The organism is Nostoc sp. 'Peltigera membranacea cyanobiont' 232 (genome assembly GCF_002245985.1).
GTDB lineage: Bacteria > Cyanobacteriota > Cyanobacteriia > Cyanobacteriales > Nostocaceae > Nostoc.
In genome coordinates, this window is the sequence record NZ_NOLK01000040.1 from 35,992 (window position 1) to 61,662 (window position 25,671).

The window sequence follows — 25,671 nt, forward strand, 5'->3', positions numbered from 1 at the left end:
GTGCAATATCTGGGTTGGATTACGCCCACGCAAAGCTGGATAATTTGAGCAGATTACAGGCGGCGTTATACATTAATAAGTGTATCTGCAATACCGGACTTGTTCTGGCTTAGTCTCAATAGCAAAGGTTTGGAGATGTTTACTTTATCAGAAACTTCTATCCTGGCGGCAATCCTACTGGTAGCTTTAGGCATTTTGGGCTGGGGCTTTTATCGTGCTAGACCTTTTGGTAAGCTGGGAATCTTAGCCTGGTTACAGTCGGTGGTGTTGATGACTCCCTGGCTCCTGTTTTTTGGATTGTTTGCCGCAGGGATTTACATCAATATAGCGGGTATATTGTTCTTAGTAGTGACTTCCGCCGGATTATACGTCTACTTGGGCAGACAGTTACGCGCAGCTGGGCAAGATGCCATCCTCAAGCAACGTGCAACCGAAAGACTCGCTGCTGCTTCTTCACTGGAAGCAAATTCCCCACAGTTAGCAGTCGCAGAACTGAAAGCGGAAATTCCACCAATACCGGAAGAGGACTTGAATGCAATTAAAGGTATCTTTGGTATCGATACGTTTTTTGCCACAGAAACCATTGCTTACCAAGATGGAGCCATTTTCAAAGGCAATTTGCGGGGAGAACCAGAAGAGACTCACAACCGTCTAACTGCAAGTTTACAGCAACGTCTAGGCGATCGCTATCGTCTGTTTTTAGTGGAAAACACAGACGGTAGACCTGTGGTTATTGTCCTGCCCAGCCGCAACGATCCCCGGCCGATGTTGTTATCGCAAAAAGCTTTTGCAGGTATTCTGTTGATAGCAACTATTGCTACTAATTTAGAAGCTGCGGGATTACTGCTGAATTTTGATTTTTTTGGTAATCCAGGGCGGTTTCAAGAAGCTTTGCCCATAGGCGCTGGGATATTTGCGATTTTAGTAGCTCACGAAATTGGTCATTGGTTACTTGCCCAGCGTCACCAAATTCGCCTTAGCTGGCCCTTCTTTCTACCCGCAGTGCAAATTGGCTCTTTTGGTGCAATTACCCGCTTTGAATCTTTGTTGCCCAATCGCAAGGTATTATTTGATATCGCCTTAGCCGGGCCAGCCGCAGGTGGTATTGTCTCTTTGGTAATGCTGGTGACGGGCTTGCTGCTTTCTCATCCAGGTAGTTTATTTCAATTGCCCAATCAGTTTTTCCAAGGGTCGATTTTGGTGGGAAGTTTGGCGCGAGTTGTCCTTGGTTCGGCGTTGCAGTCACCCCTAGTAAGCGTTCATCCCCTAGTCGTGATTGGTTGGCTGGGGTTAGTAATTACCGCTTTGAACTTAATGCCCGCAGGACAACTAGATGGTGGGCGGATTGTTCAGGCGATTTATGGACGCAAAACCGCAGGACGGGCAACGATCGCAACTTTAATTTTACTGGCGCTAGTGTCTCTCGGTAATATGATTGCTATGTACTGGGCGATCGTGATTTTCTTTTTGCAACGGGATCAAGAACGTCCCAGCTTGAATGAAATTACTGAACCTGATGATGCTAGAGCCGCTTTGGGGCTTTTGGCTCTATTCTTGATGATTACCACACTTCTACCCCTAACTCCCGGCTTGGCTGGGCGTTTGGGAATAGGATAGTGCTGAATTAGGAATACAGACGCGATTAATCGCGTCTGTGCAGGAGTTAGGAGTGAAGGACATGCGATACTTAGAAAAATTAAACCTGATTTGTAATTCTAGTAATCAATTTATTTATCTTTCTCTAAAATTATTATTTTTTAGTATTATTTCTCTAAATTTACTTATTGGTGGGTGTGAGAAGGAAGATGAAAACAAGGTGCAGGAAAAACTACTATCAAGACTGGAGAAAGAAGCAGAAAAAAATGTTATATCTAAAGTTAAGACTCAAAATAACTACTTCTTAAAGCACAAAAGTTTTTTTAAACCTCCTGACGAACTAGCAACTAGGTATGGCTCATATCCACCAATTTTTGGAACACAAAGATGTTATCGTTACTATACTGAGACAGATACTAAAGTTTTCTCTCAGACAACTATTGATGCTGTTTATAGCTATGCCGTTCAAGGCGACTGTGGTGGTATGTTTGGCTTTGAAATTAGGTGGTATGTTGGAGCGGTTTTTGCTGTTCGCATGAATGGGGACAAGCAACTTAAAATGATAAGTATTGTCTGTCAAAACAAAGAACGTTATGGGCGTGTACCCTCTAAACCAGAATATATAAACAGTGTAGTAAAATGCCCTCCCAACACAACGCAAGTATTACCAATTTAACTAACTCTGCAAATGAAAAAACACAGGTATTCTCCAACTAGTTGCTTTTTTAGTAAAAAAGTTTAGTACCTTCCAAGACAGATTCTTAAGTGATTGTCGGTGAATCTTCACTATAATTAAGTGATGTGTTCACCGACAGCTTGTTAAGAAAGTCAACTGAACGGTTTCCAACCGGCTAGCAAATTCGGGTAAGCTACGCGTGTGGGGAAAATTCTCTGGAAACTATTCTGACGCTCTTGAGGCTTTTCTTTGCCCATATTCCAGAGGGATTCATAGAAAAAGAAAGAGACTCCAGCAAAATTGCGATCGCGTACTTTTTGCACTTGTGTCTGAATCTGCTGCATTGGCAAAGATCGGTTTTTCAACCCAGCCAAAATGCCTACACTCACTGGAATATGGCTCTTTGCCGCTTTCACTTCTGGGTACTCTAATTCGCTGATAAAAACATTCAAGTCATCCCGATATATCTGCAAAACTAAGTCTTCAACAATTCCCAGCCGTTCCCACTTCTGCCAGTCTGCTAAAAAGAAATCATAAGAAAAACGTTGAGGATTAGGAGCAACCGAAACTAGGCAATTTTTTTTAGTCGCTTTGATGCTTGTAAATACCCGTTTCATAAAGTCGGTAATTTTGTTAGCTCTCCAGCGCACCCATTCTGGATCTTTAAAGTTTTTAGAAGGAGCTTTTCCCTGATGTTCTTTTTTGTAAAGTGCAACTGTATAAGCATCGTATCCTAATTCTGATGGTAAGCCAAAATGGTCATCAAATTGAATGCCGTCAATATTGTAGTTTCTGACAATTTCAACGATTAAATCTTGAATAAATTCTTGGACTTCAGGGCGAAAGGGATTTAGCCAAACGCGATTATCCTTTCCTTCTTTGACAATGCGAGTTCCATCGCTGCGGCTAGTGAGCCATTGGGGACGATTTTTAGCTAATAGAGAATCGGCTGGTGCCATAAAGCCAAATTCAAACCAGGGAATCACTGTTAACCCTTTTTGATGTCCCACATCGACAATTTCTTTGAGGATATCTCGTTCTTGCAATCCAGGCGTGGGATCGAGCGATCGCCCGATAACTTTTTGGGCAACTTTGCTAGGATACAATGTATATCCCCAATTCCAAACCGCCGGATATATAGTGTTAAAATTGAGTTCATCAAGGCGTTGCAAAGATCCCTTGAGGCGATCGCGCTCGAATAACACATCACTATCAATATTTGTTAACCACACTCCCCTTAACTCAGATGTAGTTCGCGGCAGACTAATTTGAGCGTTCAAGGGGAACGATAGCATCACCGTAGCTACCACACTCAAGATAACTATAACGGCAAACAACCCGGACTTTCTGCTTTGGCCAATATTCCACCAAGAAGAAAACTCAACACACCACTTTATAAACCTTTTCATCATTTGGTTACAGACATCATTAAATCACGAACAATCAGCATGAATAGCGATCGCTTCGATTGTAAGCGCTAAAACAATCGCCATCTAATCCCATCAACCTAATTCTGAATTCTTTTTATTATTGGGCACTGGTTGCAAGATGATTCCAGGCTTTGACTACTGTCTGTAAATTCTTTGGCAGGTTATCTTTAGAAATATCGTTGTACTGAACCGTACCCTCTGGGCTGGTAAGAGTGAAGGTAATATAGTCAGCAGCACCACTAGGGGCTGGGTAACTCAGATTTTGAAATTTACTAAATTTAGAACGTTCTAAAAATCTCCGAAATTGTTGTACCTGTTGTATAGAAACGCGGCGAACACTACGTTCAGAATCATTTGCATCACCAATCCGCACGCGAATTAATCGCCCATCTTTGAGTAAAACAGTCTCGTAAGTTCTACCAGCAAAGCCACCACTAGAAATTTGCCGAAATACTACATCTCTATCTAATGGTGGTGGTAACTCGCTGGCTGGAATTTGCACAGGGGACAGTGTAACTTCGCTAGCCTTTTGATTCAGCCTGACTGTGGAACCTGTCTGATTGGTATGATAAATCCAGTTTTGTTCGCCATTAGATACCACAATCAGCCAACCAGGAATTAACGCTTGGGTACAGAATTCATCAGCTTGAGGCAGTTCCAAACAACCATTGCGCCAAGTCTGTTGATTATAATCAATAATTTGCAGTTCTCTGGCTGAAATTCCCTGTCTGCGGGCTAAATCTTGTAGTACAGCGTTAGCTACTGGACGTGGCAAGCGGTTTGATTTAATATTGTCTTTGAGAACTTCACTACTTGTTTCTAGCGATAAGTTTACAGAAGCGCCTTTAGCATCTTTGATAAGTGTTAAACCGCTAGTAACAGACAAAATTCCAGTCAAAATCAAAGCAGTGAAAATTCGCGCTTGGTTAGTGTTAAAGTAGTCTTTCAGCATGAGCTTCATAGTAATATAGCGGTGTTAATCAAGAGTTATAGAGATCAAAAATAATATCCAGACACTAATAGACAATAAAATACATAATTCCGAACTTCAGCAGTTGGAATTAATTTAGTGTATGTCTTCTGAAACACATATAAAGACAGACGCTGATGTACTGATTGTTTGTTCCTTATACAAATTATCGATGAAAATGCACTCAATCAAAACTCCCTATAGTTTTATGGCAATAGAGTAATAACTTAGAAGCTCAGGCTTCATAAAATGAGGATTTTTTTAGCCAAGAGAATATATACATACCCCTCTTTTAAAAAATAGCTTGCGAGGACACCTGGCAATGCTGTTTGCCTCACCTGGGTAAGCAGAGGTTCAATAAAAGTAATTTTAAAGCTAAGGTTTGACTCGGCTCTACCTAGCGGATACAAAATTTTGCAAGTAAGCTCAGGCAATATTAGGCGCTGATGGCTTGTTGTTCGGCTTCAACTAACTGATTGTGAGGTACATCAAATCTAATGGTACTAGCTGCCCAGTCTTTGAAATCTGGTGCCAGCCAGACAAGCTTGCGTAGAATTTCATCATTCACCCACAACACCAACGGGAACTGAAACTGTTTCCGAAACTCATCTCGCATAATATTGGTACTGATGATTAGTTGGTTAATTTCCACTACAGATTCTAAACCCCGTACCATCAAAGCTTCGGGTTGAGTAGCACCAATCGCAGTTGTAATTGCTGTATACAAAGTGTCAGACGCAGGTGAGAGCAGGATTTCGTGGATATCTGCTGATGAAAATTCTGTTAACAGATTCAGCACTTGCTGCTGCCTTTCAACACAGTTACAACAAGCTAATATCAGCGAGAACTCGCCACCAGAAACCATCACCGCCCTTGCCAGCCTTTTGGTGGCTGCTATGCTGCTAACTGTGCCGTTTTCCGAATTACTTAAGCCGATCATTAAAAAATCCTGCTTTTAATTTTAAAAATATCTGAGCAATATTCAGTTATTCTACCCTATGATTTTTTACTCAAAAGTGTTAGACGGGTAATTTGGATAAAGTTGTTACTTTAATACTAATAACAGTCTACGGATTATCTAAGGAAGAAGCATATTGTGTATTATCCCACACTTAATAATTAAGGAATAATGTAAAGGTAGCATCAAAATCATGTGAGCAAAAGATAATGCAGGCAAAAGGAAGCAAGTAAAGAATTAGCAATCTAATTACACTGTATTTTCATAGATTTTCGCATCTCTCCTTGGTTAAGTAATTATTTTTTAATATAAAGTTATAAAAAATACTCAGTATTAGTTTAGCAACAAACATTGGGAAGTGCGATAAAACTTGACTGGCTAATGGTTTATCGTCGCCTCCAATAAGTCGCCTAGCAATTATTTTCCCTTGCAAGCTACTTTGGGGCGGGTGTAGAGTCGTGAAATGGTATCAGCCCAATATGCAAAAATCTCTCTTCATTAAAATTAACTCATCCGTTTGATAGACATGTAAATCGAAGATGTCGCCTCGTTATAAGCTGTTGTGTTTTTAATTTGCACATTGAGACAGCAGGGGAGCAGAGGGGCAGAGGAGAGGGTTTACAGGTTTTACCTAAAAGATGATGAGGCAACTTGTAGGCGCGACAGCTTATCATGTCCGTTTAAGGACTTATCATGAAGACCGCAGTTCTTGCTGGGGGTAGGAATCAGGGGGAATACAGCGCTTCCGGCTATTATGCAATACAGTTTTCCTCTTGCCCCTTTCCTATCATAGCTTTCAGCTTTGATGATGTACCTCATAGCCGCCGAAAGTGCTGTAAGAAAAATATAATCTGATTGAAGAACAATTCAGAAGCTGTTTGAAAAGTCTTATAGCGGTGTGCAGTTCAGTGAGATACAAAAACTTTGCTGAAATGATTTGACAGCAAGGACTTTGGTGTTCTCATCCAATCGATAACCGCTATATTATAGGTATCAAAACGTTCTAGATCCCCCTAAATCCCCCGATAAATTGGGGGACTTTGATTCCGGTTTCTGGTAGTTTTAGGAATTCTTCGAGGGTGAGAGATCAAGGAGTTGCTGTTGTCATCGGCTTGAATTCAGTATTATTGCCACTCTGCCAAAATTGTATCGTTTATATTTTTGGCTGAGATAAATCCATCAAATTTGCTAGCTTGTAAACTACCCGCGCTCCAACATTACCATCCCATTCAGCATCACCGACTTCACAAATATCAAAGCCAATAATTTTTCTCCCACTATTGACTAATTCCCGAAATAGACAAAATGTTTGTTCTAATTCCAGCCCACCTGGAACAGGAGTACCTGTACTGGGACAAAGTTTGGGATCTAAACCATCGACATCAAAGCTAATATAAACAAACTCAGGTAAATGACTGATAATTTCTCGGCATAAATCAAGCCAAGTTGTTCCAGAGTAAAGCTTTTGTTTAATGGCTGGGTCGTAATATGCAATAATGCGATCGCTAGATTGGTTTATCATTTGCACTTCATCATGACTTATATCGCGCAAACCCACTTGCACTAGCTTGGAAATTTGCGGTATTTTCATCGCATTAAACATAATCGACGCATGGGAAAACTCAAATCCCTCATAAGCATCGCGTAAATCTGCGTGGGCATCAATGTGCAAAATGCCATAGTTGGCGTAGTTAGCCGCTAATGCTTGGAAATAACCTAAAGGCGAACTGTGATCTCCACCAATGACTGCGACTTGCTTACCCTTGTTAATTGCTTCTTGACAATTTTCAAACAGCCATTGATTAACCTGTTGCCCAGCCTGATTAATTTCTGTAAGGACAGGTGTTAAATCTGGTGGATCTGAGAGTTCTTTACCTTGGGCTAATCGCTCAATAATTTTTGCTGCCAAGGCGCGATAATATGTATTTTTCTCTAAAATATCTTGGGGAATTTCCACCATGAAAATTCCCTGCTTCCAACCATTAGGGTTATCAAAATCGAATAAATCTAGTTGAGTCGAAGCATCGAGGATTCGCTGGGGGCCGTTAGCAGTGCCTGCACCATAGGAAACAGTGACTTCCCACGGCACACCAAAGACAATCAGGTTTGCAGATTCATAATCGCAGGGCAAACCTAAGAAGTTGCCATTTATTTCACCTACGCCGCTAGGATTGTAGTCTTGTAGTTGATTACTCATCGATTATCTTCTGGATTTACGTGGATAGACAGCACGCCGCCTAGTGGACATCTGCATTGTAATCAAAATTTTCACAGACGGTTTAACTACAGTGCCTCTATTATTTGGTCGAAATTGCGGCGATACAACTGTTGATTGAACTCCTGGCACTGTTTGTCTGACGAGTGGGGCGATCGCTTTAATGTTGCTTCTTGGACGTATGCCATCAATGGACGACGAAGATGTTCGTATTTCTCGAAGGCTTTGGCTATAGCTTGCAGATTGTCCCAGTTCTTCTCCTCAGCAATTTTAGCGATGAGTGTTGTAACTACTAATGCATCTTCCAATCCTTGATTAGCTCCTTGAGCCATGAAGGGAGGCATTCCATGTGCGGCATCGCCAACTAAGACGATTCGCCCTACACTCCAGGCTGGTGGAATTGTGCCAGGATTAGCTTCTATATTGAGGTTAGTTGGGTTAGAAACTTGTAGAGAATCTGAAATGCTGGCGTGGTGAATATAGTATGGACGCTGCTGCATTTTGGCAGGAGGAGACAGACTTACTAATGGCTTGAGCGGATCGGGAAAACCTGCTTTTTCCAACTCATGCAAAGCTAAGTCAATTAAAGAACTTTCTGACTTTCCTTGCAACGAGTCTAAAGGCAAAGCAAGATGTATTATGTACCCTACCTCACCACTTGGTCTGTAATATAAAATTATTCTGATGTTATTTATACAAACAGAATTTCCAGATACCTCATCATTAGTAATTGTTACAAGTGGTGAGTCTTGAAAAAAATATTCTTTTAGTTTTGTCCATAGTTCCTTTGGTACTTCAGCTATTTCCCTACACAATATAGCTGCAAACCCAGAGTATTCAGGTCGGGCAAAATCATGATGTTGCGTATCTGTGTAAAGCAGCCTACGAACTGTAGAATTAATCCCGTCTGCGGCAACAATTAGTTTAGCTCTAATGGATTTTGTTGCTAATTCTTGGGGAGGAATATCTGAGTTTTGGGGCTGCGGATCGTTATGTTTCTGCCCATCTGTCCAATAGGCATAAGGGTTGGTTTCTATTTGGGTATTACCTACACAATCTATGCGGACACAACCTTTTTCCGGCTCATTCACAACATTAATACAACGGTGATTAGCTTTAACTCGGTCTTCTGGAAGTAGCTGTCTGAGGGTTGTCTGCAAATTGTACCAAGAAATTGATACTCGACCCTCGCCATAATCTTGAAGCCAGTCATCGAAACTAAGCGAAGTTGAGCTAATTATTTGTCCTTTTAAGTTTTTGTAAATCCATTTTGGTGAAGTTTTTGGAGGTTGATTATCTTCGGTAGGTTCGACAGTTTTCTGGTCATTAGACTGCTTGGGATTCAATAAACCAAGTCCAGTTTTTTTGACTTCTTCGTAAGCGTTAGGATCTAAATATTTAAGAGCTTGTAATCCATTGGGGAGAAGATCCACTGTTTGCCCAATTTGACGAAAGGCGCGAGTTTGATCGATGACAAGGATATTTTCAATTCCACGTTTACGTAAGCCAATGGCAGTTGCTAACCCAACAGGCCCAGCGCCAACCACTACAACATCGTAGATTTCTTGAGGATTAGAAGAGGCGATCGCAGATGCGGGTAAGGTATCAGCTTTGGTTGATGTATTTGTATGTGTATGAGGTGTTGATTTAGTTTCTGGCATATTTATACACAGGAATCTGGCATAGAAGCTGGGCAATATGGAAAGCTATAGCCATCAAGTTACATAGGATCGCACAACAATATTAAAATCAAATACAAAAAGTTAGATATTTTGCTGCGATCGCACCTGTTATCTTGAAGCAAATATACCTGGTGGTTAGAAATCGCGGCTATACAATTCATGTTCAAAGGTGGAGCGATGTCTACGACGGGCTATGCCTACGCCCTTTTTACTCGACAATTCATGTTCAGAGGTGGAGCGATCGCCCTTTTTGCTCGACAGTTGGTGTTCAGAGGTGGAGCGATCGCACTTTTTACTCGACAGTTGGTGTTCAGAGGTGGAGCGATCGCACTTTTTACTCGACAATTGGTGTTCAGAGGTGGAGCGATCGCCCTTTTTGCTCGACAATTGGTGTTCAAAGGTGGAGCGATCGCTCTTTTTGCTCGACAATTGGTGTTCAAAGGTGGAATGGTGGGGTTTTGAGGTCGAGCGTAGAGGCGCAAAGTGCGTCAATGCAAGTCTTGATACACGCTAAATTAGTAATTAATCAGCTCAATCTCTCTGCTGCCAAAACGCACAATGGCAAGTCAAGAGACATAGATAGCCTTGGTGAAAACTCTACCTATGACCAACGAAGAACTTCTGCAAATTCTTGAAGAAGCTGCCAGAGACAAAGCGACAATATTAGACCTTTCTGACAAAGGTTTAATAAAGCTGCCAGCAGAGATAGGTCAACTCTCCAACCTTAGTCAGCTTTACCTTCAGTCGAATCAACTGACAATGCTGCCAGTAGAAATTGGTCAACTTTCCAACCTCACTGTGCTTGATCTCAGTTCCAATCAACTGAAGATCGTACCACAACAGATAGGTCAACTCTCAAATCTTAGAGAGCTTTACCTCAGTTCCAATCAACTGAAGACCCTACCACAACAGATAGGTCAACTCTCAAATCTTAGGGAGCTTTACCTCAACTCCAATCAACTGAAGACCCTACCACAACAGATAGGTCAACTCTCAAATCTTAGGGAGCTTTACCTCAACTCCAATCAACTAGAAACCCTACCACAACAGATAGGTCAACTCTCAAACCTTAATGTGCTTAACCTCGGATTGAATCGACTACTGAAGACTCTACCAGCAGAGATAGGTCAACTCTCCAACCTTACGGAGCTTGACCTCAATTCCAATCCACGAATAATGCTGCCAGTAGAGATTAGTCAATTTTGCAATCTTAGGAAGCTCGATCTCAATTCAAATCAACTGACAACGCTACCAACAGAGATAGGTCAACTTTCCAACCTTAGGGAACTTTACCTAAACTCGAATCAACTGACAATGCTGCCAGCAGAGATAGGTCAACTCTCCAACCTTAGGGAGCTTTACCTCCAATTCAATCAACTGATAACGCTGCCAGCAGAGATAGGTCAACTCTCTAATCTCAGCCAGCTTAACCTTCAGTTCAATCAACTGATAACTTTGCCAGCAGAGTTAGATCAACTCTCGAACCTTAGGGAGCTTTACCTAAACTCAAATCAACTGATAACTTTGCCTACAGGGATTGGTCAACTCTCTAATCTTAGGGAGCTTTACCTAAACTCGAATCAATTGATAACGTTGCCTAAAGGAATTGGTCAACTCACCAATCTTTATCAGCTTGACCTCAATTCCAATCAACTGACCATGCTGCCAGCAGAAATTGGTCAACTCACTAATCTGTATCAGCTTTACCTAAACTCGAATCAACTGACAACATTGCCAGCAGAGATTGGTCAACTCACCAATCTTTGCAAACTTAACCTCAGCAATAATCAACTGACCATGCTGCCAGCAGAAATTGGTCAACTCACTAATCTGTATCAGCTTTACCTAAACTTGAATCAACTGACAACGTTGCCAGCAGAAATTGGTCAACTCACCAATCTTTACAAACTTAACCTCAGCAATAATCAACTGACAACATTGCCAGCAGAAATTGGTCAACTCACCAACCTCAGCGTGTTTGAATTATCCAGCAATACCCTAGAAACACTTCCACCAGAAATCCGAACGAAAAGGGTCGCAGAAATTCTGAACTTCTACAGGCAACAGCTAGAACAAGAAACCGATCGCCTCTACGAAGCCAAATTACTCATTGTGGGAGAAGGTGGTGCAGGCAAAACTACACTAGCCAAAAAAATTCAAGACCAGAAATATACTTTACAGCACGATGAAATTTCCACCCAAGGCATTGATGTTATTCAATGGAAATTCTTGCTTGACAATCACAAAGAATTTCAGGTCAACATTTGGGACTTTGGTGGTCAAGAGATTTATCATGCTACCCACCAATTTTTTCTCACCAAACGCTCTCTTTATGCCGTGGTTGCTGATACTCGCAAAGAAGACACAGATTTTTACTACTGGCTAAATGTGGTTAAATTGTTGAGCGATGATAGTCCTTTACTCATTATCAAAAATGAAAAGCATGAGCGCAAACGGGAAATAAATGAGAAGGATTTACGAAAGGAATTCATCAATTTTAAAGAAACACTTTCTACAAACTTTGCCACTAATCGCGGTATACCAGAAATATTAGATAAAGTTCAGCACTTTATTAGTAGCCTACCTCATGTAGGTATAGAACTCCCTAAAACCTGGGTTAAAGTGCGGGAAGCTTTAGAACATAACCTGCATGAATGTATTAGTTTGGAAGAATATTTTAACATCTGTCAGCAACATGGTTTTACTAAACAGGAGGATAAACTTCAACTTAGTGGCTATCTGCATGATTTAGGTGTATGCCTACACTTTCAAGACGATGACTTGCTAAGAAAAACTGTCATTCTCAAGCCAACTTGGGGGACAGATGCCGTTTACAAAGTGTTAGACAATCCACAAATCATTGAAAAATCCGGTAAATTTGACCGTAATGATTTAAAAAACATTTGGCTTGAAGATAAATATGCAGATATGCGACCAGAACTGTTGCAGCTAATGATAAAATTTAAACTTTGTTACGAAATTCCTAGTCGTCCGGGTACTTATATTGCACCTCAATTACTCTCTACCAATCAGCCTGATTTCAATTGGGATGAATCTAACAATCTGATTCTGCGCTACACCTATGATTTCATGCCGAAAGGTATTCTTACTCGTTTTATTGTCGAAATGCATTCATTAATTGAACAACAAATCCTCGTTTGGAAAACAGGCGTTGTTCTCAGTGAAGACCAAACCCGCGCGGAAGTGATTGAAAACTACAATCAACGAGAAATTAAAGTCCGCGTAGCAGGAAACCGCAAGAAAGACCTGCTAATACGTATCATTCATGAACTGGACAAAATTCATAAGTCTTACGAACGCCTGAAATATAAAACACTTGTTCCCTGCAACTGTGAAAAGTGTAAGGATAGTCAAACTCCTCATTTTTACGAGCGATACATATTGTATAACTCCCTGGATGCGCGTAATGACCAAATCCAGTGTCAGAAAACTTTTCGTATGGTAGATGTCCGCAGACTGATTGACGATGTTTTACCTACTTCACCAAATTTGGAAATACCCATGTCTGAACCCGTAACGAGAAATCTAGTTTTCATTAGCTATAGTCACAAAGATAAAAAGTGGTTTGATGACCTCAAAATTCATCTAGAACCATTAATTAGAGAACAAAATCTCAAACTGTGGGATGATACCCAAATCAAGCCTGGTGCTATCTGGCGAAATGAAATCCAAGTGGCTTTGGCAGCTGCAAAAGTAGCAGTGTTGCTGGTAAGTCCAGACTTCCTAGCCTCAAGCTTTATTAGTCAAAATGAGTTACCACCTCTGTTAGAAGCAGCGAAAGCCGAGGGAGTCAAAATTCTCTGGATACCTTTGCGTGCTAGCAACTACAAAGTAACAGCAATTGAACGATATCAAGCAACACACGTTCCCGATCGCCCATTAAACACCATTGGGGCAGGAAAACGAGATAAAGCTTGGGTAGATATCTGCGAAAAAATCAATGCAGCAGCAGCCTCTCTGTAAAAAAACCTTTCCCTGTCTTGAACAAAAGTTCAAGTTTCTCTATAAAAATCTGGGTAATGGCCAGTCCTTTTAAAGGGGATTAGGAGAAATCCATGAATGCCTAAAATCACAGCGAAACACTTTTCAGACAACCTCTCGGTTAGGCTGGAAAATGTTCATTCGATGAAATTCACATTGCAGTGAAAATCACAGGTTAAAGTTTTGTTCTTTTACCAGAAGTGGTATATTGGCACTTGATCTGACCGAGTACAAACTATGCATAAGCCCGTAGGCCAGAGAAGTCGAGGTGTTGTACTCACTACTACAGGATAGGAAGGAAGAGTGGGCTTATGAACAAAAATACTGGGCAAAGTGGTGTTTTTCCTCTGTTTAAAGGCGTACCTCTACGTCGCATTCTCGTAGCGTTGTTTGTGCTGCAAATCTTCCTAGCTGTGGGATTGACTGCATACTTATCAATCCGCAATGGGCAAATGGCTGTCAATGAGGTAGCTAGCGAATTACGTTATGAAGTCGCTAATCGAGTAGAGCAAAATTTACAGGCTTATCTCTCAACCCCGCGTCAAGTACTGCGCGGTAATCAAAATATCATTGATATCGGGTTGCTGAAGATGGAAAATCTGGCAACTTGGGAGTCATATTTAATCAAGCAGTTAGAGATTTTTCCTGATGCTGTTGTTTTAACGGCAAGTAACGAACAGCAAGAACACTTAGGGGTAGAAAAGCTCAACGATCGCCAATATTTACTCAGAAAAGCCGATAAGTCAACTGGTTCCGACCTTTACACCTACAAAATTGACTCTCTTGGTCAACGTACCCAACTACCAGAGGTAATCAAAAACTATGATGCGCGATCGCGTCCTAGTTATCAAGCAGCAGTTACTGCCAAAAAATTCAGCTTTAGTCCGATTTTTACTTCCATCACCGAACCAACGCTGCTAATTAGTGCATCTCAACCTATATATGACTCTCAAGGTGAGTTACTCGGAGTCAACAGCACTCTAACTCATGTATCACAAATTGGGGATTTGCTCCAAAATATTAAAGTTGGCAAGTCTGGGCAAGTTTTTATTATCGAGCGATCGGGGCTATTAGTCGCAAGTTCCACAACGGAAGAACCATTCCGCTTACAAAATGGTAAACCGATTCGGTTGGCAGCTTCCCAAAGCGGGAATGCTTTTACTCAAGCCAGCGCTAAATATTTAGAAACTAAATTTAGTAACTTTGACCAAATTCAGAGTTTACAGCAACTAGATTTCTCTTTTGACGGCAAACGACAATTTTTAGAAATTAGACCGTTACAAAGCGAACCAAATATCAACTGGTTGATTGTAGTAGCTGTCCCAGAAGCAGACTTTATGGGACAAATCGATCGCAACACTCAAACTACAATTTTTCTCTGTCTGGGAGCATTAGGATTAGCCACTTTACTAGGAATTATCGCCGCCCGTTGGATAACTCAGCCAATTATTTACTTCAGCATGGCGACAAAAGATTTAGCCAATTTCACCAACAGCGAAGACTCAATGGCGATCCAAGGCATTAAAGAAGTAGAGGTGCTAGGTGAATCTTTTAACGAGATGATGCAGCAGTTACGTAAAATCTTTACTGCACAGATTACTAAAAATGAAGAGTTAGAATTGCAAGTTAAGCAGCGAACTCAAGAATTGCAGCAAGAGATTCAAAAAAATATTAACAGTGAGCAAAAGCTAGTTCAGCATAATCAAGCGTTGGCGGAACTGGCAAATCACAGTGCGATTTCAAAAGGAAAGCTGGAAACGGCATTTAAAATAATCACCGAGAAAGCCGCGAATGCTTTAGAAGTAGAGCAAGTAAGTGTATGGTTATTCAATAGCGATCGCACTAAACTACAATGTATAAGTCTTTACGAACGTAGCAATCAGAAACATTCGGTAGGTTTAGAACGCAACCGTGCAGATTATCCCATCTATTTTAAATCTCTGACATCTGCCCGAATCATCGCTGTCACCGATACTCGCACCGATTTACGGATACAAGAATTATGGGATGAACAGCTAGAACCGAAGAATATTGTATCCCTAATTAATACCTCCATTTGGGTTGGGGGCGAAGTGGTGGGAACGGTATTGTACGAACAGATTGATATTCCTCGGATATGGGAACTGAGCGAGCAAAACTTTGTTAGCTCAATCGCGGAATTTGTCGCGTTGACATTAGAAGTGTGCGATCGCAAAAGTGCAGAATCCGCCCTGCGTGAGGCTAAAGAAGCTGCCGAAGTCGCAAATCGTGCTAAAAAAACCTTTTTAGGAAATATGAGTCATGAATTGAGAACTCCTTTAAGCTCTATTCTTGAGATTGCAGAAGCACTCCAAAATGAAGTGTACGGGACTCTCACCGAAGAACAACGCCAGTTTATAAATACCCTCGAATCTAGCGGTAAGAATTTACTAGAATTGATTAACCAAATCCTTGAGCTTACCGACATTGAATCTAGCAAGATACAACTACAACTAGCTGCTACTTCGATTCCAGGATTATGTGACTCTAGTCTTAGTTTTGTTAAAAATTTAGCGCTACAAAAAAATATCCAACTGAGCGTACAAATCCCTGAAGAACTCGAACCTATCGAAGTTGATGAGCGTCGCATTCGTCAAGTATTTATCAACCTGTTGAGTAATGCTGTCAAATTTACTCACGACGGAGGAAAAGTTTGGATTGAAGTTCAGCCAACTTCTACAAATGAGTATATCTTTTTTAGCGTGGTAGATACAGGTATTGGTATGCTTTCCGATGACCTTTTTCAGTTATTTCAACCTTTCGTGCAAGTTGAAAATGCTTCTACCCGTCGTTCCGCAGGCACTGGTTTAGGATTAGTGATGGTGCAAAAAATTGTCGAGTTGCACGGTGGGACTGTCCACGCCGAAAGTCAGTTAGGCAAAGGTAGTCGATTTACAGTCAAACTCCCGTGGAAAAAGGTTAGAGAGGAGGAAGTGATAATTAATTATTAATTTATTGCCCTGACGATATCTAAGCTATGTGACGATAAGTAGCAAACGGTAATCCAGTGCGCTGTTTGACATCAATTAAGGATTTATACTCACCTCGTTGTTGCCTTTCTGCAACGATTTGTTCTGCGATCGCTCCATCCAGTCCACAAGTAATTAATTCTGGAGTTGAATATGTGTTTAATCGTTTCCAAGAATACTCAGCTTCTTTTTTATAGTTATAGCTAAAAGTAATTAGCGGTGTAATCCTAGCTACCTGCTTTTCTGGAATTCCAGCTACTTCTATTAATTCTTCAACATGAGTGAAAACATATCCCTCATTCATCAGTGATTCAATGTTATTTGCATAAACTATGGGCAGCCCTAAATAGTTAACTAATTCATTTTTAGAGCATTCATTAATATCTATTTTATCACGAGTACTGGCAACTAAGTTTGCTAACCCTTGTTCTTCAGGAATTGGTAAATTCTTCGGATAAATTTTGACTAAGAAAGCTTTTTTGAGGTACAAAGCAATGCCAATCTGAGCCATCCAAATCACAACGGCTAGACTATTTGCAGATAAAGCTAAAGCTAAAATAGAGGTACTAATCCCTAATACAATCCAAGTATTAGTCTTGGATTTATAACCTGCATAGGCAATAGCAAATCCCCCAAATGTCGGAATTAATGATAACCACACCCAAACAGGAGTTTGTTGAAACCAAGATTTAGATTGTGACACAGGAAATCAACCAATGATTTAGATTTACAAAGATTTCAGAAGATTTTGCCGCTTTTCTTCATACTCTTCTGCGGTAATTACACCAGAATCAAAAAGATTTTTCAAATCAGCTAGCGCACTAGTTGCATCTTTAGCAGATATTGGCCCACTTGCGCTTGCGATACTTTGATTATACTTTATATTGAATTCGGTATCTGACATGAGAACTAGTACAAAGAACTCAACAAAGGCTATTAAAGACGGGATACAAGTCCAGAAAAACAATAAGTACAAAACACCTTCAAGATTTTGTCCTAGATAAAATTTGTGAACTCCCAGCCACCCGCCAAGAAAGCAAAGCAGAATAGCTGTAGATTTAGTCTTCATGACATTTCCTTCCTTAATTAACTCTAATAAATATCTATTGGCGTACAATCCAATCAATTGTTTTCTTCTCTAATTATTTCTGTGGTTTACTAATGATTTTTGCTGTTATAAAATAAATAATGATTATACATAGCTGAGATTCCATTAAGACTAAATATCCTTTGATTATGTAGTTAAAATCTAGGTTGGAATTGAAATAAAAAATTAGGCTACCAATTGCCATATATGGAACCAGACGCAACCGATGAATATTTAGTATTTGGTTATTCAATTTGTTCATCAGTAGATAAAGTGATGTTAACCAATAATTGATTATAAACAATTGATCGGTAACTAAAAAGTTGCTTAATCTAATAAAAGCTTGAGCGTATTTACAGGCAATTCTAGCTAAAGTTTATCTTTGAAGCTTCATGAAAATTACTGATTTATTTAGATTTAGATCGATATATTTCCGTAAAGCTTCTATAGCTTTTAGCAGTTTTTGACCCCTTTTTTCTCAGTCTGTGTGAGAAATCCGGGCTAATTCCACAATCTCTGGAAGGCACAGCGTGCTGCACTACATCAAGGACAATCGCCTGCCCCATCCCTCTACCGATCAATAGCTTAAAAGCTGTAGCAATTATCCTACATAGCTTATAGCAGTTTTTAGTCCTATTCGACCCTGAACGCTTACGCCATTTGTCGCGCCATCAGATTAGCAAATAACCCCTTTTGATTCACTAATTCTTCAAACCTACCTTGCTGGACAACTCGACCGGCTTCAATCACATAAATTCGGTCGGCGTTGCGGATGGTACTGAGGCGATGGGCGATAATTATGCGCGTTACTCCTAACTGGTCTAAGCTGGTACTAACTATGGCTTGAGTACGATTATCTAAAGCGCTGGTAGCTTCATCAAAAATTATAATTCTCGGTTTTAATACTAAAGCACGAGCAATTAGTAGCCTTTGACGTTGCCCACCAGAGAGATTTGTACCCCCCTCCGAAATGACTGTGTGCATCTCCATTGGCATTGACTTAATATCATCGGCAAATCCAGCCATCCGTACTGCTTCCCAAGCTTCTTCCATTGTCACTAATGCGCCACTAGAAATGTTTTCAAAAATCGAGGCGCTATTGATGCGACCATTTTGCAGTACTACACCAATCTGCCGACGCACTGCTGATGTATCTAAGCCGGATAAGTCCTGACCATCATAGTAAATAGTGCCATCTTTTGGCGTTTCAAATCCCAATAACAGCCTAATAATCGTTGATTTGCCACTACCAGAAGGCCCTACCAAAGCAATCAATTCTCCTGGGTCTGCTTCAATCGTCAAATCATCTAAATTGAGGGGCCCATCTTCGCGGTAACGGAACGTCACGCGATCGACTTTTACTTTACCTGTTAACCGCCCCGGATCGCTTTTGCTTAGGTCGATTTCTGGTTGAGCCTGAAAGATGGGCTTTGCACGTTCCCAGAAAATGCTGATATCTAATATGCTGACTATGGTGTTACTCAGCTGAGTTGCCCCAGCAATAAATATGGCAAAGGCGGAATTAAATGCCAGAAATGTACCTGTAGATAATCCTGTTTCGCTTTGAGATGGGGCTTGTGTAATTAACGTAACTGCCAGCCAAAATATAATTATCGAACTGACAGTTGGCATGGCGGTGTTAAATATCGCTAAGACATCTTCAATCACCTCTGTACTCAACTTGAGTTTTAGCTGCTGACTATACTTTTTTGCCCAGTAGGCAAAAGCCCGGTCTTCTGCATTGCTGACTCTGAGTTTGGAAACACCAGCAACCATCTGTACAGTAAAACCAAAAATTTCCCCCTCTATTTCTTCTAAAGCACGCAATTTTTGGCGACTAAGTACACTTGAGATCGTAGTGAAGATGATTGCAACTAGCGCTACTGCTACTACAACTAAAGCTAGGCTGGAACTGTAGATAAATAACAATCCCAGATTAAGTAGAGAGAAGAAGCTAGTAAAAACAGTGCGTAGCACTGTGTCATTGAGTTTCTGACGGATTTGAGTGATCGCAGAAACACGAGATTGCAAATCCCCAATTGAATATTCACGAAAGAAAGATACCCGCAGATTAAACAATCTATCCCATAAGGCTGCTTGGGAGTCTAAACTAGCTTTACTTTCTAATCTCAGACCGGCAAAACCTTGGGCGATTTGAAAAATTATCGTACCAAAGGTGGCGGCTATCAGACCCAATCCAATTTGCACTAACAACCCTCTGTCTGCATCGGGAATGACGGAATCGATGAGGATGGCGGTTGCTAAGGGGGTTAACATTCCTAGCAATGCACCAACAACACCAGTAAGGAAGATAACAACCAGTTCTCGAATTTTCCCCTTGAAGGCAAATAGAAGTAAGTCGAACGCAGTTACATTATTTTCGGGTACGGGACGATAAAATACATGGGCAAAAGGAGCTAATTGCTGGGCAGTATTTTTGTTGACAGGGATGCGAACGTGCTTCTGGGGGTCAAAGATTTCGTACTTTCCTACCCCTGCTGGTAGCAGTGCAACAGGAAAATTATCTTGATTAGTGTATGCCAATAAAGGGCCGCTATCTTTTTGCCACCATCGGTCATTGAGTAATACTCGGCGGATGCGAATCCGGGATGCACGCGCGATCGCTTCTAATGGTTCTTTAATCCGATTCATGTCTTCGGAACGTACAGGTGGCAAAATCTTAATTCCTAATGCCCTTCCCACTGCACCTGCGGCAATCAGCAGTGGTGTACCTGTCTGCATCAGTTCAGCTTGCTTGGGTTTGAGGACTGATGCTAATTCTCCTAAAGCATTGACTTTTGCCTGAGAGTTAAGTTGTTCCCGTGCTTGGAATTGAGTCCATTTTGTTGCCGACTCTTCCTGTTCTATTTGAGTCAGAATTTCGCACAAATTATCGTGCAGTTCGCTCAGAGTAACTTGGATGGCGTTCCAGTTGGTAAGGTTTTCAGGGTGGGAAAAAACTGTTGGAATAGAAGAGCGATCGCCCACACAACTTTGAATATTTTTCTCCCAAATCTGTACTAACTTAAGCAAACTTTCTGCCTCGTCTTTCTCCTGTTTTATCCATTCCTCGTATTCTTGTGCAGATATTTGCAACAGCACAGTATCTTCTATCGATATCGCCAAAATTTTATGGTTATCAGCTGATACCCCAAACAATACTTCTCCCGGATTGACACCAAATAGATAACGGCGAACGCCTTCAATACCTTGCTGGATGGGAATAGCAAACACAGCGATCGCACCGGATTCAATTTGCCAAACTGTTTGGGGATTGTCTAAGATTAGGGATTGATTACCTGTAAGCAGCAACTTGGAATCACTCATCTGGAGTTAGAGGTACAATAGTTTTTTGGTGGAGGCGTATAGCATTAAATTGTCCTACCACTTCTAATGGAAGGTTGGTAAAGCGAATATAAAAATTATTTGGTTCTGCTGTTTTGTCTAAGACCTTAGCATAGATATCTTCACTAATTTTGGCATTACCCTGCATAAATAAGTTCAGTTTCAGATTAGTAAAGGGCTGTAAAACCAGAGAATTTACTTTTGAGTCATAACATACTTGCGCCTCCTTAGCTGACAGCTTCACTAGCTTTCCCTCAATTACAGTACTATTAACATCTTTTCCATCCAAAACTGCATATTTTAGGGGAATTGCTTCTAAAAGTTCCAAGAAAACTTCTTCTTCATCTTTAGCCAGATATAAATTGTATTCCCCAGCAATCCCACCCACTTCATAAATTTTTATCGGTTCCTTCACTCCTTTTGCTTGTACTTCTTTATGTCCAATAAGTTTAATAATGGAACCAGCCTCTTTAATAGTTGATTCCGAAATAAAAATTTGACCGCCAACTGTATAAGATTCAATCCGATAGGTTAAATTAACTTGATTACCAATAATTCCATATTTAGTCCGTTTTTCCGAACCAATATTACCAACTACGACTTCTGCTGTATTAATCCCAATACCCATTTCTAGCTTTGGTAATCCCATTTGTTGGATTTTCTGATTTACTGGTTCCATTGCTAGCTGCATTGCCACAGCACAAGCGATCGCTCTCATAGCATCATCTTCTCTACTAATAGGAGCGCCGAATAAAACTAAAATCCCATCACCCATAAACTCATCAATCGTGCCATGATACTGAGTAATAACATCTGCCATATATCCTAAATAAAAGTTGATTATTTTAATTACTTCTTCAGCAGATAATCTTTCAGCCGTAGCGGTAAAACCTCTTAAATCAGAAGTGAGAATAGTAATTTTTTTCCGTTCACCGCCTAGTTTTAAACCTTCAGGATTTTCTAATAAATTAGCAACGACTTCATCGGTGAGATAACGCCCAAAAGTTTTACGAATTTCTCCCGCAGTCATGGCAATATAGGCAGTAACAGCAAGTGCCGAAACAATTAATGCGATTAATGATGGAACTACAGGAATCCACCAACCTGCGATAAAAGCTAAATAACTACTACCTATAAGACAGCAACCAGCTAGCAAAATGCTAATCAAAGGTAATAAGGATTTTCTTTTAGAGCCACTGCTATATCGTTGTTGCCATCTTAAGATTGCACCAATTAGTGACCACACAGAAATCCATAACCATTCTTGTAGTTTGCGCCATGTTTTGATTAACGAACGATTATCTAAAGTAGCGCTTAAAATTTGACTGATGGCATTGGCATGAATCGCTACACCAGACATCCGTTTTGGTGCTGTTAATATAGTACTGCTGTAAGGTGTATAAAATAGGTCTTTGAGACTTTCGGCTGTGGGGCCAATCAACACAATCCGCCCCTTTAGTAAATTTTTGGAGATCCGATTTTCTAACACATCCATAATAGATATGTGTTGAAATTTGTCTCTAAAACCACGATAATTTATTAGTATTTGATAACCTTGGTCTTCAGCCCGAACGTAACCACCATCATTTCCTTGAAATAAGGGGTAAATCACATTACCTGTTTTTACCAAATAATCTTCTGTTTGTCCGACATCTATTTTGCGATCGCTCAGATAAAGGTAGGCAAGTTTAAAAGAAAAACTAAACACATTTTCGCCATTTTGATCTGCCAAATACATCAAACTGCGGCGAATTTTCCCATCCCCATCTAAGGGAAAATCATTTGCACCAACCTGACCAAGTTTTTTCAGCGCTGGTGGTGGTGCTACTGCCGAACTATCTTCACTCTGGGCTACTTTTTGGACACCAACTAAATTTGGTGTAGACTCAAACACCTTAACTAAGGATTGATGTCCAAAACCTACTGGTAAATCTCGATATAAATCCAAACCGATAGCACTGGGTTTTTGTTGTTTTAATTTCTCTAAAACTTGTGCAAGTAAGCCGTCAGGCAGAGGCCAATAACCGCGCTTCCCAAGTTTTTGCACATCAGATTCATTAATTTCTACAATGACAATGCGCGGATCGATAGGTTCTGAAGAACGTAACAGAAACATTTGATCCAACGCTGCCAATTCCAACATCTGCAATAATCCACTCAAACGCAGAATAAACACCAATGCTCCCGCGCTGGGAGCAGCAATGAAGACACCACGCCATTGCCAAAGTTTTCGTTTGATGTTTCTCCACATAAATTACTTAGTCTTGTCATTGCAGATATCTACTAAAGGTTTGGAAACTAAATTGTTTAACCCCACCGACTCCAATAATGCTTGCCAATTAGCCATGACTGTGCGATCGCTAGGATTGGCAAGACGTTGCTGTACTAAAGTATGCACCAGTTCGTACCAAATACCAGATGTGGCATACACTTGGGACAGTTGCTTGGGATTTGTCCTGGCTATCTGCTTCGATAAATCAGGAGTGGGTTGAATTCGTTCTACCCAACCATCAACAGCGATTTCCTCTGCTAGTTTGTCTGAACCGCAAGCGATCGCCATATACCAGTGATACTGTTTACCAACTTTGAGACTTGGTGTTTCTGCCGGGAGAGTAAGACCAATAATTCCTGATTGCTTAGGAAGTTTAAAAGTCGTTTCGTAGACTATATCCTCACCATCTAGAAGTGAAAAGCGAGCAGTTTCTACTGCTGTCTGCGGTACAAACCAGTAAAATGTCGGACGTTCTGCAAAGGTTAAACCTAATTTATTCGCAGGCATTAAGGGAGTTAAAGTTTCTTTACCCTCTAAAAAGCAGGAACTACCACCACGAGTTGCCCCACCAGCCGTAGTTTGTGGTGCTTTTCGATTTGGTGGGATAAACTTCTGACTAATTTGCCAACTCTGGAATTTCTGGAATTTAAGTGTAATCGGTGATTCGGCGATCGCGATTCTGGGGAAACTAGAAATCACTAATACCAGAGATATAGAAAATGCTGGAAATTCTCCAAATTTTTGGATCCAATTCATATTAAGTCCTATTAATTTTCAATCATCTAACAAAGACAAATATTTACGATCGCCTGAAAAAGTAATATTGAGTTAAATTAATTACCAATATAAAACCTATATTAACTTTTGTCTAAAAACTTTGTTAAAGATTTTGCCAAAAAAATGAAGTTCGTAGAATTTACTATAAACAAGGGTATAGCAATTCTGAATCGGTTCGGAGAAAATACGTAAAATTTTGTAAGTAACTTTAATGACAGAGAATAGAACGATTGCTATAGTTGTCTGGTAACTCTATAGGAATCCTACTTGATTCTTGCTCAGTATTACTTAGCAAGAAACCTCTGGATGACAAACTTCTAGCTATTTGGTTTTTCAAAAATCAAATATGAGTCCTATAGCTTCTGATGCAACTCCACCCCTTTTCTGAAAAACCTTGTTTTGACTGAATTTTTACTACTTCTGTCAGACACCTAGGTTGAAAACTTCAAGAAAACTAACAAAAAGCTCTATTTTGCTGCAACAAATGATTTATTTCCACTCATAACCAAGTTTAAATCTTATGATTAGACAAATCCTGGTTAATACTCCGAATTTTGCTGCTTTCAGGGAAAGTGATATTGATTGGATGCTCAGTGTCGGCCGATGTAGAGAGCATCCTATTGGTGAAGTTCTGATTCAAGAAGGTAAAGAAATTGTTGATACAGTAGAAATTTTGCTAGAGGGAGGATTAAGTATTTGTGTTTCTCCCACAGGCAATGTAAAAGACGCACAAGAAATCGATCGCGTATCGCCAGGGGAAATTGTAGAAGCATTATCTTTAATAGATAATTCTTACCCAGCTAGCACGGTGATAGCTTTGGAACCCTCACGAGTATTAGCACTGCCAAGAGAATTATTAGTCAAAAAGTTAGAACACGACACAAAGTTTGCCGCTAATTTTTATCAAATGCTGTCTGTTTTACTTTCACAGCAATTGCGGAGACTGACTGATTTCCTGACTAAGAACAAAGTACTTCCAGGAGAGCCACTGCGAAAAGTTTTGTTTGTGTTCGCTATTTTGGATGATGGCGATATTGATTGGATGATTTCCCAAGGAGTAAAAACTAAAGTCAATCCAGGTAAGGTGCTAATTGAAGAAGGAAAACCTGTTGAAGCATTATATATATTGTTAGATGGCAAGTTAGGAGTTTTTGTTACCACCCCACACAATAAACTTGCCGAAAGAGAAATTGCTCAATCAGTCAAAGGCGAAATTTTAGGAGAAATGTCTTTTGTCGAAGCAACAACCGCCTCTGCCACAGTCAAGGCAGCAGAATCTTCTGTATTACTAGCTCTACCACAACAGAAACTAGCTGAAAAATTAAAGCGAGATGCAGGATTTACAGCACGTTTTTACAGAGCGATCGCTGTAGTTTTAGTAGATCGGATTCGCGATCGCCTCTTCCGTCGTGGATTTGGGAAACTGGCTTACCAACTAGACCAACTCTTAGCAGAAGATATTGAAGTTGAAGATGAACTCAACTTAGATACATTAGACAATACTGCACTTGCGGGTGCTAGATTTGACTGGATGATTAAACGTCTAAATAGGCAATCTTGAAGGAGGCAGGAGGCAGAGGCTAGGAAGGAGGCAGCTTCATTAGTCTCCAATTCCAGTCTAATTACGAACTTGTACTGAGCGCAGTCGTTGGCGCAGCCTCTCGTAGAGAAGTA

Annotated in this window: 16 protein-coding genes; 6 read left to right on the plus strand and 10 right to left on the minus strand. The window is 40.5% G+C overall.

What is annotated here, in order from left to right:
* The first annotated feature begins 135 nt into the window (after nucleotides 1-135).
* The gene (locus tag CDG79_RS15710) at nucleotides 136-1,617 is read left to right on the plus strand and encodes a site-2 protease family protein (protein WP_094342920.1); all 1,482 of its coding nucleotides are present in this window, start codon (nucleotides 136-138) and stop codon (nucleotides 1,615-1,617) included.
* 61 nt (nucleotides 1,618-1,678) lie between these two features.
* The gene (locus tag CDG79_RS15715; protein ID WP_094342921.1) at nucleotides 1,679-2,272 is read left to right on the plus strand and encodes a type IV pilin-like G/H family protein; all 594 of its coding nucleotides are present in this window, start codon (nucleotides 1,679-1,681) and stop codon (nucleotides 2,270-2,272) included.
* A 152-nt stretch (nucleotides 2,273-2,424) separates the two neighbouring features.
* Here the strand turns inward: CDG79_RS15715 and CDG79_RS15720 are convergent, their stop codons facing one another.
* From CDG79_RS15720 to CDG79_RS15745, 5 genes are all read right to left on the minus strand, one after another.
* Entirely contained in the window at nucleotides 2,425-3,681 is a 1,257-nt protein-coding gene (locus tag CDG79_RS15720) for a glycoside hydrolase family 10 protein (protein WP_094342922.1), read from the minus strand.
* 118 nt (nucleotides 3,682-3,799) lie between these two features.
* On the minus strand, nucleotides 3,800-4,663 hold the full coding sequence (locus CDG79_RS15725) for a hypothetical protein (protein ID WP_094342923.1): 864 nt from the start codon (nucleotides 4,661-4,663) through the stop codon (nucleotides 3,800-3,802).
* 445 nt (nucleotides 4,664-5,108) lie between these two features.
* On the minus strand, nucleotides 5,109-5,612 hold the full coding sequence (locus CDG79_RS15735) for a hypothetical protein (protein WP_094342925.1): 504 nt from the start codon (nucleotides 5,610-5,612) through the stop codon (nucleotides 5,109-5,111).
* Nucleotides 5,613-6,783: 1,171 nt separating this feature from the next.
* Nucleotides 6,784-7,827, minus strand: coding sequence for an agmatinase SpeB (speB, locus tag CDG79_RS15740; RefSeq protein ID WP_094342926.1), 1,044 nt, complete (start codon nucleotides 7,825-7,827; stop codon nucleotides 6,784-6,786).
* An 86-nt stretch (nucleotides 7,828-7,913) separates the two neighbouring features.
* A complete protein-coding gene (locus CDG79_RS15745) occupies nucleotides 7,914-9,506 on the minus strand; it encodes an FAD-dependent oxidoreductase (RefSeq protein WP_094342927.1) in 1,593 nt (530 codons plus the stop codon).
* A 198-nt stretch (nucleotides 9,507-9,704) separates the two neighbouring features.
* On the opposite strand from CDG79_RS15745, the gene CDG79_RS15750 reads away from it, so the two are divergent.
* The 3 genes from CDG79_RS15750 (at nucleotide 9,705) to CDG79_RS15760 (ending at nucleotide 16,498) form a co-directional block, all read left to right on the plus strand.
* Nucleotides 9,705-9,989, plus strand: coding sequence for a hypothetical protein (locus CDG79_RS15750; RefSeq protein WP_143855493.1), 285 nt, complete (start codon nucleotides 9,705-9,707; stop codon nucleotides 9,987-9,989).
* Between the two features lie 141 nt (nucleotides 9,990-10,130).
* Nucleotides 10,131-13,511, plus strand: a complete 3,381-nt coding sequence (locus CDG79_RS15755; protein WP_094342929.1) for a leucine-rich repeat domain-containing protein — start codon at nucleotides 10,131-10,133, stop codon at nucleotides 13,509-13,511.
* A 329-nt stretch (nucleotides 13,512-13,840) separates the two neighbouring features.
* Nucleotides 13,841-16,498 (plus strand): ATP-binding protein, encoded by a 2,658-nt coding sequence (locus tag CDG79_RS15760; RefSeq protein WP_094342930.1) that lies wholly within the window; start codon nucleotides 13,841-13,843, stop codon nucleotides 16,496-16,498.
* Between the two features lie 19 nt (nucleotides 16,499-16,517).
* Here CDG79_RS15760 and CDG79_RS15765 read toward each other — a convergent pair whose 3' ends face one another.
* From CDG79_RS15765 to CDG79_RS15785, 5 genes are all read right to left on the minus strand, one after another.
* Nucleotides 16,518-17,219 carry a helix-hairpin-helix domain-containing protein gene (locus CDG79_RS15765; RefSeq protein WP_094342931.1) on the minus strand — a complete coding sequence of 234 codons (702 nt, stop codon included), beginning with the start codon at nucleotides 17,217-17,219 and terminating at the stop codon, nucleotides 16,518-16,520.
* A 24-nt stretch (nucleotides 17,220-17,243) separates the two neighbouring features.
* Entirely contained in the window at nucleotides 17,244-17,585 is a 342-nt protein-coding gene (locus CDG79_RS15770) for an NINE protein (protein WP_094342932.1), read from the minus strand.
* Between the two features lie 669 nt (nucleotides 17,586-18,254).
* Nucleotides 18,255-20,930 (minus strand): NHLP bacteriocin export ABC transporter permease/ATPase subunit, encoded by a 2,676-nt coding sequence (locus CDG79_RS15775; protein ID WP_094342933.1) that lies wholly within the window; start codon nucleotides 20,928-20,930, stop codon nucleotides 18,255-18,257.
* Entirely contained in the window at nucleotides 20,923-23,199 is a 2,277-nt protein-coding gene (locus CDG79_RS15780; RefSeq protein WP_094342934.1) for a CHASE2 domain-containing protein, read from the minus strand. Before CDG79_RS15780 ends, CDG79_RS15775 begins: the two co-directional genes overlap by 8 nt.
* Before the next feature lie 3 nt (nucleotides 23,200-23,202).
* On the minus strand, nucleotides 23,203-23,976 hold the full coding sequence (locus tag CDG79_RS15785; RefSeq protein ID WP_094342935.1) for a DUF928 domain-containing protein: 774 nt from the start codon (nucleotides 23,974-23,976) through the stop codon (nucleotides 23,203-23,205).
* A 541-nt stretch (nucleotides 23,977-24,517) separates the two neighbouring features.
* Between CDG79_RS15785 and CDG79_RS15790 the strand changes: the two genes are divergently transcribed.
* Entirely contained in the window at nucleotides 24,518-25,558 is a 1,041-nt protein-coding gene (locus CDG79_RS15790; protein ID WP_094342936.1) for a cyclic nucleotide-binding domain-containing protein, read from the plus strand.
* Nucleotides 25,559-25,671: the final 113 nt, after the last annotated feature.